Source organism: Atribacteraceae bacterium, assembly GCA_035477455.1.
Classification (GTDB): domain Bacteria; phylum Atribacterota; class Atribacteria; order Atribacterales; family Atribacteraceae; genus DATIKP01.
The window spans coordinates 1-9,709 of the sequence record DATIKP010000171.1 but is presented as its reverse complement, the minus strand read 5'-3'; the positions used below and the strand labels follow the sequence as shown (position 1 = coordinate 9,709).

Genomic DNA, 9,709 nt, shown 5'->3' with positions numbered 1-9,709 from the left:
TCCCACCGGAACGCAAAAGGATCACCCTTCTCCACCCGGTAATCGTTGTATCGTGAAACCAGATGGTACTTGTATACGGTCCCAGCACCGATCCCGGGAATAAAACCTTCCCAGATACCGGATCCATCTTCCCGCGCCTTGAGGCGGCAAGAATCCGGATTCCACTCATTGAAATCACCGAAGACGGTTACGGAGTCGGCGTTCGGTGCCCAAACGGCGAAATAAACCCCCTCTGCCTCACCCTTGCGTACCACGTGGGAACCCAGTTTATCGAACAGGCGAAAATGGTTTCCTTCTTTGAACAAGTAGACATCGTGGTCGGTCAGAAGACTGACCTCATAGGAAATACTGTGTATGTTGGGCATGGTTTACCTCCCTGTCGCTTGACTCCGCTCAGTCCAGCATAGTAGCCGCACTCGTCCAAGATCTTTTCCAAGAGATATGCATCAACCAAAATGAAAAACCCGCCCCGGTGGTTCCGAAAGACCGATCGCCCGGGGCAACGCTTCATGATCTGAAAGAAGGAAAACACCGCCGATCAAACGCTACCATACTTTGGCCCAGGAATCCAGATACGAGCAGCCTTCCCGAGGCATCAGAAAAAGAAAGCCCCATTTTCCAAGGCCGACACAGTGAATAGCGCAATAATCCTATCCATGACAAGGTCAATATATGATTGGATTATATTATGTTTTTATATATGTATATTCTCTTTTCCTGCCTCTACAACATAAATATTATGTTTATTAAAATAACTTCTTTAGCCTTATGATTTCATACTTTTTTGATTGGGTGTGTTGACATATATAAATATATTATATATCATATTTGCACCCAGAAGAATCAGAAGTGCTGAGAAAGGCGGCTTGATCGCGATGTTCACCACACTTGCGGTTTCGCAAGTTGATGATTTAATTTATGGAGTTTCCCCGAATGCCCTGACCTTGAAGAACGGACTGGTCATCGGTGGCGGAACGGTTTTCCCGGAAATCAATTTTACCTTGCCACCAATGGAAGTTACCACCGAAACGATGCCGGAGGTAAAAACCCAGTACCGAGAAATGACCAAGGGCGTATTGGATCGGGCGAAAGCCTTGCATGTTCCCGGGCTGATTGTGGAGATTGAACTCCTCCCTCCCCTGACTATGCATCCGGAGTGGGGAGTGGAAGTGACCAAGCTTGTTCTTGATCTGATGCATGATTATCAGGAAAAATTCGGATTGAAAAGTTCTTTGCGCATTACCCCCAACGATATTCGGGAAATGGTCCGCCCCCCGCACATGGCCGGAGGGTATTTATACGATGCGATGATGAAATCATTCCGAGGTTGCGCTCAAGCTGGTGCGGAGATGTTGGCCATCGAATCGACCGGAGGAAAAGAAATCCATGACGATGCCTTGCTCAATGCCGACCTCCAGAGCGTTCTGGTCATTCTCGGCATCTTGAGTATCCGGGACATGACCAGGCTCTGGCAGGACATCGTCGCCATCGCCAGGGAAACCGGAACCGTCCCTTCCGGTGATTCTGCCTGCGGTTTTGGAAATACAGCCATGGTCCTCGCGGAGCGGGGTTATATTCCCCGTACCTTCGCAGCGGTGGTGCGGGTGGCCACAGTCATACGCAGCCTCGTCGCCTATGAAGTAGGAGCCGTTGGTCCCAGCAAGGACTGCGCCTATGAGGGTCCTTACTTAAAGGCCATCACCGGATATCCAATTTCCATGGAAGGTCGCTCTGCCGCTGTCGCTCATCTGAGCCCCCTGGGTAATATCACTGCGGCAACAGCCGATTTATGGAGCAATGAATCTGTACAAAACATCAAGCTCCTGGCCGATATCGCACCCGTAGTTTCCATGGAACAACTCGTGTATGACTGTCGTCTCCTCAACGCGGCCACGAGGCAAGGCAAGGATAATGCGCTCACTCTCCGGAATCTTCACGTGGAATCAGACAGTCGTCTCGATCCCCAAGCCTATATACTGCGACCCGATGTGGTTATCGATATCGCCCGGAATATTCTTACCGAAAAAAACCACTTTCTGAGAACGAAACGATCGGCACGGGAAGCACTTCGTGTCTTACGTCAAGGGATAGACCGGAATGTGGTCGCCATCCCCTCCCGCGAAATCCCCTGGCTCGAACGGATGGCCAAAGATATAGAATCACTCTCCGATGATGAGAAGGAAGCCTGGTCCCAAGTGAAGCACCGACTGGATCTGGACAAAATCCTTCTCGCAGATTACAATATAGAGAAATAAGGAATTTGTAGGAGCCAATGACGGGGGAGTGCTGCCTACAATTTTTGGCTCAACTTGGTTAAGCGATACGAGGTATTCCGATGAAACATCTTGAAATTGAGTGGCGCCATGCCGAGGGGAAAAAAGAGGGTTTGTACTGTGCGCAAGGCGGCCAGGAAATTGGGGAGTTCGTCGCTGAATTGTCCCGGGAGCTTGCACCAGAATCGATAAAGCTCACCTTTCAGGAGACCTCATCTCCGGGAAACGATACGGATTACCAACTTTTAGTGAATAAAATTCCCCTGGAAACCCTCTTATGCGGTGAAAAAATCGCCCTCAGGAGTTGCTCCTGCCTTAGCCCGGTAGTGGGGTCCAAGGTCAAATTCCTGCGGATTCTTCATACCCAGGGAAAGACATATTTGGAAGTACCCGAAGTGGTGATCAGGCAAGCCGTGAGAAAAGCCACAGCCCTCCCTTAGCCCTTGGGTGTAAAGGAACCGATTTTCCCTTTCGTCATTTGCTCTTTTACCCAGGTTGCCGTTCCTATCACCCCGGCATCCATCTCTAGTTGCGCACTGGCCAAATCGATGGTGTCGACCGGAATCAGAAACAACCGGTTCCGTAGACCTTCTCGAATACCGTCAAACAAGAGTTCACCTGCCCGAGCGACCCCTCCTCCGATAACGATCATTTTTGGGTTTACAGTCAGACACACATTTCCCAACGCCTGACCAATGTACAATCCAGCCAGCCGGTATATTCCTTTGGCTATAGGATCGCCTGAAAGCGCGGCCTCCTCTACGATTTTCGGCGTAATCTTTGCTATGTTACCATCAACCAGATCCCTGATTTTCGTATCGTTCTGACGAATCACCGTTCCAACGGCTTGAGAGATAATAGCCGGCCCGGAAGCATAAGACTCAAGACACCCCCGGTTACCACAACCACAAAGGATACCTGTTGGCTCAACGGTTATATGACCAAACTCACCAGCCCCCCCATCCTGTCCGATATAGAGGTCACCATCAATCACCACTCCTCCCCCGATCCCGGTTCCAATCGCTATCATGACCATGGTTTTGACATTTTTTCCGGCTCCAAAACGTTTTTCCGCCAAGGTGATCGCCCGAACATCGTTAATGATCCCGACTGGTAGACTGATCTGACGTTCCATCCAAGCTTTGATCGGCACGCCCTTCCACTTGTGGGCAAAATTCGGAAGGAGTTTGCAAATCCCCTTTTCCCAGTCAATCAGTCCGGGAATACCTATACCCAGAGCAACAACCGTACTGACCTGATTTTCAACCAAATCGCGCAAGCGGAGGCACTCCGCAGCAATGTCCCTGACAACTTCATCAGCCGGTCGCGTCGCCCGGGTCGGGATTTTGGAACGCTCCACAATCTGACCTTCTTCGCTGACACAGGCAATCTTGGTATCGGTTCCGCCTAAATCCACTCCCAGATACAACCGGTCTACCATTCGCTTATCTCTCCTCTCAAAAATACTCCTCCCGCCAGCTATCTACCGGAACTGGGTTGGACAACGGTCTATGCCTGGACCAGGTGAAGGGAATACCCAGACCGAAACGTTCTCTGTGTCCGGTCGATGGAAAATTCGCTAGACCGTGGATCGTAGAGTTCCAGAGTTGAGCCCCCGTTTCGTGATCTTGGTCATATCCCCCGCTAAGGGCATCTTGTCTTTACCGGTAAGCGTCGCTATTCCCACGTTTGGCGTCACTGACTGTATGAAGGGAGGATATTTTTCGCTCTCTGTCCTTTCCACCGGACGCTGGTCAGTTTCTATCGATCAAAGGCAATAAGATTCTGATTGCCGGGATCAGGATCCCACGATGGACGAGTTATATTATACAGCAGGCCTTACCCTGGTGACTTTTAAGCTCCGTTTGAAGCCATTTTGCCAAACAGCTCTTCAAGAGACAGATAGGCCATGGTAAACAAGGGATACAAGCGCGCATAGGCTTCCTGGCTTTCGGGGTCAGGGGTGTAACAATCCCTGATTTTCACCAATTCCTCAGCTGAGGAGAGATCGGGGAACATCCCGATACCTACCCCACCGGCAATCGCCGCTCCCAGGGAAGTCGCTTCTTCGATGTAAATCGGTCGGAGCACCTCGATCTCAAACATGCTGGCCAGAATGCGGTTCCAGAAATCACCCCGGGCACCGCCTCCGATAACCCGCATACTTTCAATCGGAATGCCCTGTTCGCGAAAAGCATCCAGGATGATACGCAGATTGAAACTCACTCCTTCCAACACAGAACGAATCAGGTGACCCTTGCGATGACGGGGAGTCAATCCGATGAACGCACCCCGGGCATGTGGATTCCACCAGGGAGCACGCTCTCCCATGAGGTAAGGAAGGAAGAAAAGCCCTTCCGAACCGGGAGAGATTTTCCCCGCTTCAAGATCCATAAGTTCATAGGAACTCACTCCGAGTTCGCTGGACATGGATTTCTCCCGCTCACACAGGGTATCCCGACACCACTGGAACGACCCACCGGCGGCTTGCATGGTTCCGGTGGGCATAAACAAACCCCGCTCCAAGTGGTGGAACGTGAAAGTCCTTTTTCTGGGATCATAAACGGGGCGGGTAGACGCCAGGGCGATCCACGATGAAGAACCCAAGTAGTTATAAGCCTGGCCTTCCCGTACCACCCCGGCACCAGTCGCCGCGCACGGCCCGTCTCCTCCTCCGATCACGACTGGAGTTCCGGCACGCAAGCCACACGCCTCCGCCGCTTCAGTGGTGATATCTCCCACCACATCCACCGACGAGAAAAGAGGCGGAAGTTTTTCGCCGTCGATTCCTACTCGTTCCAGGATTTCTCCGGACCATTCTTCGTCGACCAGATCAAAGAGATTCGTTCCTGAAGCATCGGAATAATCCGTAACCAATCGACCGGTCAATTTATAGACAACAAAGTCCTTGGCCATAAGAAAAGCGCGAGCATTCCGGTAGGCATCCGGAAGATGCTTTTTGATCCATAGAATCTTGGCCAAGGAATAATTAGCGCTCAGCCGGTGTCCAGTGATGGCATAGATTTCCTCCGGGCTGATCCGTTCACTGATATCCCGCACTTCCGCGACGCCCCGGCGGTCGGCCCAGATCAAAGTTCGGGACAGGGGATTACCCCGGTCGTCCACCGGGAGAGCAGCCATCATTTGACCGGAAAAACTGACGACAGCCACATCTTCCCTGGAATATCCGCTGTTCTTGAGCAGACGCCGGGTGGTATTCACCACCGCTTCCCAGTAATCATTCGGATCCTGCTCAACCGAGAGGGCATCGGGAAAATAGGTTTCATATCCAAAAAAATCACTCTCGATCATATACCCCGTTTCATCGAACAAGGTCGCCTTATTCCCGGTCGTTCCCAGATCATGAGCCAGAATCAGTTTGGCCATAGAGCTCTCCTTCTCTTTTTCGATTGACAATGATCCGGACAGTCGCGATCCGCCGCCGGTTCATCCGCTCCACCTGAATCGTATACTCATTGATTTCCATCGATTCACCCTCCTCGGGGATTTTTCCCAGCAACTCCATAACTAAACCACCCAGCGACTCAAATTGTTCACTTTCCGGTATTCGTAAATTCAATAATTCATTGAGGTCTTCAATCGGAGTCGAAGCGTCCACGAGAAACTGGTTTTCTCCAATTCTCCGGTAGGGAGGCATTTCCCGGTCGTGTTCGTCGAAGATTTCTCCGACCAGTTCCTCAAGCAGGTCTTCGGTGGTGACCAGCCCGGCTGTACCGCCATACTCGTCCAGCACGATTGCCATATGGACCCTGCGTTGCTGCAGTTCTCGGAGGAGATTCAGGACTTTTTTGGTGGCTGGGACAAAATGGATCGGCCGCACAACTTCCCTGGCCCGCCGGCTCTCGATTTTTTTTTCATCTTCCAAGTACCAGAGAAGGTCTTTGATATGAACAAATCCAATTATATTGTCAAGATCTTCGAAAAAAACCGGAATGCGAGAATAGTGGCTTTTTATGGATAATTCCAGCACTTCTTTGAGGGAGGTGTTTTCTTCGATGCAGACCATATCTGTCCGGGGGGTCATGACCTCATAGGCGAGAGTGTTTCCGAAATCGACTACCTGGCTGATCAACCGACGTTCATCAAGGGGGAGCATCCGTTGCTCAGAGATCAGGATTTTGATTTCTTCACTGGTAACCGAAGCGACTTCTATCTTGGATAACCCAATCAGACGGGACAAAAAGTCGGTTGACGCCGAGAGAGCCGTGACCATGGGTTTAAAAAAGCGGGACAAGAATTCAATGGTTTTTACGACTCTCAGGGAAACCTGTTCCGGATTGCTCAGGGCGATCCGCTTGGGGAGGAGTTCCCCCAACACCAGGCTCAAATAGGAAATAACCAACGTAACCAGGACAATCATAATCTCGGTACCAAAACGACTGATGACCGGATACGCTGTCGCCTGCAGGCGGTCTCCGAGTCTCTGGGCCAGAAAAACTGCGCCGGCTGCACTGGCAAAGAATCCGGCCATGGTTACCCCGATCTGAATAGTCGCCAAAAGTTTACCCGGGTTCGACAACAGTCGGTTCAGGCTTTCCACCTGTTCGGGATTTTTTTCCCGTAATGTCTTTAACTTGCTCCGGCGAGCCGATATCAACCCGATTTCAGAAGCAGCAAAAAAGGCATTGATCAAAATCAGAAACAAGATAAGCAGAATCGTTCCCAAGAATTCCATGAAGAGAGAAAACCTCCCGTATCAACCCTCATCCATCATTCATTCCACCTCATTTTCACGTTCCAAAGGAAGGAAAATGTCCGGAATGGATGTCTCCAGGGGAAAAGCCACGCGAAAGGCACCGGCAAAAGGATAATCATTCATCAGGACGAAGAAGTGCCGGATACCCACCCATCCATAACGATCCACGAGTTCGGTGAGCACCCGCTGCGTTTCCCGGTAATAAAACACCGTTTCCCGATCGACCCGGCAGTAATCGAACGAAAAATCGGAAAAGTCCGTCCCTTGTGACACGACCTGAGCAAGACCCTCTTCAAACCAAAAGGGGAGGGAAACACTTCGATAACTGATCAATGCGTGCAGCAGTTCGTGGGTAATCACTTCCTGGAGTGTTCGATACCGGGCAAACAGCAACGGGTCCCGGAAATGGATCACCCCATTGCGATAGGCGGCAACCGACCAGGCCGGCAACCCCTCGCGTAAGTATTCGTACGGGTTTTGGTAAACCAGGACCCGTACGGGAAAATCTGTATCCAGACCCGTCAGGTATGCAATTTTCTGAGCAGATACCTGAAAGAGTTCAAGGATCTGTCCTTTGGGAATCCCCGAAATATTTCCCTGTACCTGGATCTGAATCTCGAGCCCTTCCGCCGACCACCGACCGGCCAGGACTATCAGGATAAAAACGATCAGCGCCGTCAAGCGCCTGCTACAGGGAATATCACCTTCCGATCTCAACGTTTGCTACCTCCGAGTACCCGTAAACTTCCGGATGATACATCAAATAGGCCTTGCCTGGAAGAACGGAAAAAACGCCGGTATCCCGCGCTCTCAACAGGTATCTTATCACATTTTCCCCTTTTTTGAGGGTATGGACAAAAATGACCGGTTGATGATTGTGGAGGGTAACAATTTGATAATATGCATAGTCCTCCCCATCCAGATCGTCGGACAGCGGAAAGTGAAACCAGGTACGCACCAGTTCAAATCCAGCGGGCATTCCCTCTTCGATCACCAGATTTTCCAAGGGGTAGGGAGAATCGATCACCAATTCACAGAGAATTTCATCACCCGGAAGCAACGTTTCAATCGGTTCCCGGACAAAGATCAGGTTTCCGTCTTCCCGGCGGGCCGTCCTGAGTTTCCAATATCTTCGTTGGACACTCAGGAGCCCTTCGTCAGGTGGTTCTTCCATAAAGCCAATCACATCGAGGGTGGCCATGAACAAAGTATGTCCACTGACTTCGATCCGATTAACACCAGGCGTCAGAAGATCGGAAGGAACGGAGATCACCGGGGAAAGTTCTGGCCCGAATACACCTGTCCCTGCAGGGATTGACTGTCCGTTGACTGTCACCTGAAAAGTCGGGGCGTCAGAAGTGCTTTCTTCCTCCCCGAACAGGCGGCTCACCAAGAGAAAGTAGGCCTGGTCGATCGTATCAAGATACCGATCACCTTCCAAGGCCCGCCAGAGCCACAGATAGGCTCTGTTCGCATCCAACGGTGCTCCGCTTTCAAACAGGGCCTTAGCGGCCAGGGTGGTGCTGAGAATCCGGTCATCGATCCAAGGTTTTTCCGGGTCGTGTTCGCCAAAGAACATCGTATCCCCATACACGTTCCGGCGGTTGAGTAATGTTTCGGTCAGGAAGGCTCTCTCCGGTTCCGGCGAGAGTAACAGGAACAAAGCCAGGGCTTTATCGTCCAATTCGCTCACTACCCACACCGGCACCCTCCCAAATTCCGTCTCTTCTTTGAAGAGACGGGCCAGAGCATAATCGGCAAGCAAATGCTCGAAAGGATCAGCTTCACCGACGGCCCAACCAAGATAATGTCTGGCTCTCTCGAGCGTACTGTGACCCACCGGATAGCCATGTTCCCGGGCCAGGGAAAAAGCCAAAAGGACATGGGCGGTATGGAATACCATGCTGTCTCCATTGCTCCACCACCCCCAACCACCGTCATGGTTTTGCAGCGAGTAGAGTTCGTGAATCCCTTCTCTGATCACTGAAGGTATTTGCTCCGTCCAGTTGTTGGTGGAAACGGACGGCAGCGAGAGAAGCGCGATGATCTGGCTGGCAATCTGCTCACTGCCCCGGTAGGGATATCGGTATATGGATTTTCCCTCTCGGAGTAATCGCTCATTCCGGTTGGCAAAGAGGATCAGGTTTACCTCGGGTGCCTTGGTATACGCCTCGGGTTCGTACAGGAAATCAAACCCGGCCGATTCGTCCCGGAACAACACAGAACGTTCGCTGTGAACGCGGATAGCTGTTTCCAGGACCGGGAGTGGCAACTCTATCCCGTCCGTTGCTGTTTCTCCGCGGGCATATAAACGGAACCAGGCATCGCCGGGCTCCCGAGCTTCCAGGTGCAAGGGAAACACCAACTTTTCTTCCCGGCCGACCATGGTTTCCCGCATATCGAGATTACCGGTCAATCCCGGGGAAGTCAGCAGATCGAGCTGGACGCTCTGAGGATCCAGTGCGTTCCAGAGAGTCACCTCAGCACTCAAGCGGTCCCCACGGAATAGAAATGGGGGAAGAGACGCCCGCAGAGCGAAAGGGGAGGCAGTTCGAAAATGCACTACCGTTTCCCCGAAGTGTTCTTCATGAACCGCCCGGACTTCTACCCGCCAACGGGTCAGGCTGTGGGCATTGCGGAAAGGAATCGTGATCTCACCGTTTTCATCGGTCACCAAGGCGCCTTCCCATAACAAAGTGTCAGGGAAATACTGCCGTAG

The 9,709-nt window shown here is 51.6% G+C and carries 8 protein-coding genes; 2 read left to right on the top strand and 6 right to left on the bottom strand.

All coding sequences use genetic code 11. The annotated features are described in order from the left end of the window. On the bottom strand, positions 1-365 hold a 365-nt coding region (locus VLH40_10290), incomplete at its 3' end, for a hypothetical protein (GenBank protein ID HSV32387.1). Positions 366-875: 510 nt separating this feature from the next. Between VLH40_10290 and VLH40_10285 the strand changes: the two genes are divergently transcribed. Beyond that, on the top strand, positions 876-2,255 hold the full coding sequence (locus tag VLH40_10285; protein ID HSV32386.1) for a methyltransferase MtaB domain-containing protein: 1,380 nt from the start codon (positions 876-878) through the stop codon (positions 2,253-2,255). Positions 2,256-2,335: 80 nt separating this feature from the next. After that, positions 2,336-2,713 carry a DUF2703 domain-containing protein gene (locus VLH40_10280; protein ID HSV32385.1) on the top strand — a complete coding sequence of 126 codons (378 nt, stop codon included), beginning with the start codon at positions 2,336-2,338 and terminating at the stop codon, positions 2,711-2,713. On the opposite strand, the gene VLH40_10275 is transcribed toward VLH40_10280, so the two are convergent. The 5 genes from VLH40_10275 to VLH40_10255 form a co-directional block, all read right to left on the bottom strand. Further along, on the bottom strand, positions 2,710-3,714 hold the full coding sequence (locus tag VLH40_10275; GenBank protein HSV32384.1) for an ROK family protein: 1,005 nt from the start codon (positions 3,712-3,714) through the stop codon (positions 2,710-2,712). The two genes, VLH40_10280 and VLH40_10275, sit on opposite strands and share 4 nt — an antisense overlap. A gap of 413 nt (positions 3,715-4,127) precedes the next feature. Next, complete coding sequence (xylB, locus tag VLH40_10270; protein HSV32383.1) at positions 4,128-5,660, bottom strand: xylulokinase; 1,533 nt, start codon at positions 5,658-5,660, stop codon at positions 4,128-4,130. Beyond that, positions 5,635-6,969 (bottom strand): hemolysin family protein, encoded by a 1,335-nt coding sequence (locus VLH40_10265; protein ID HSV32382.1) that lies wholly within the window; start codon positions 6,967-6,969, stop codon positions 5,635-5,637. Before VLH40_10265 ends, xylB begins: the two co-directional genes overlap by 26 nt. Positions 6,970-7,008: 39 nt before the next feature. Further along, complete coding sequence (locus VLH40_10260; GenBank protein ID HSV32381.1) at positions 7,009-7,707, bottom strand: hypothetical protein; 699 nt, start codon at positions 7,705-7,707, stop codon at positions 7,009-7,011. Next, a partial coding sequence (locus tag VLH40_10255; protein HSV32380.1) for an alpha-2-macroglobulin family protein occupies positions 7,691-9,709 on the bottom strand: 2,019 nt, incomplete at its 5' end. The genes VLH40_10255 and VLH40_10260, both read right to left, overlap by 17 nt.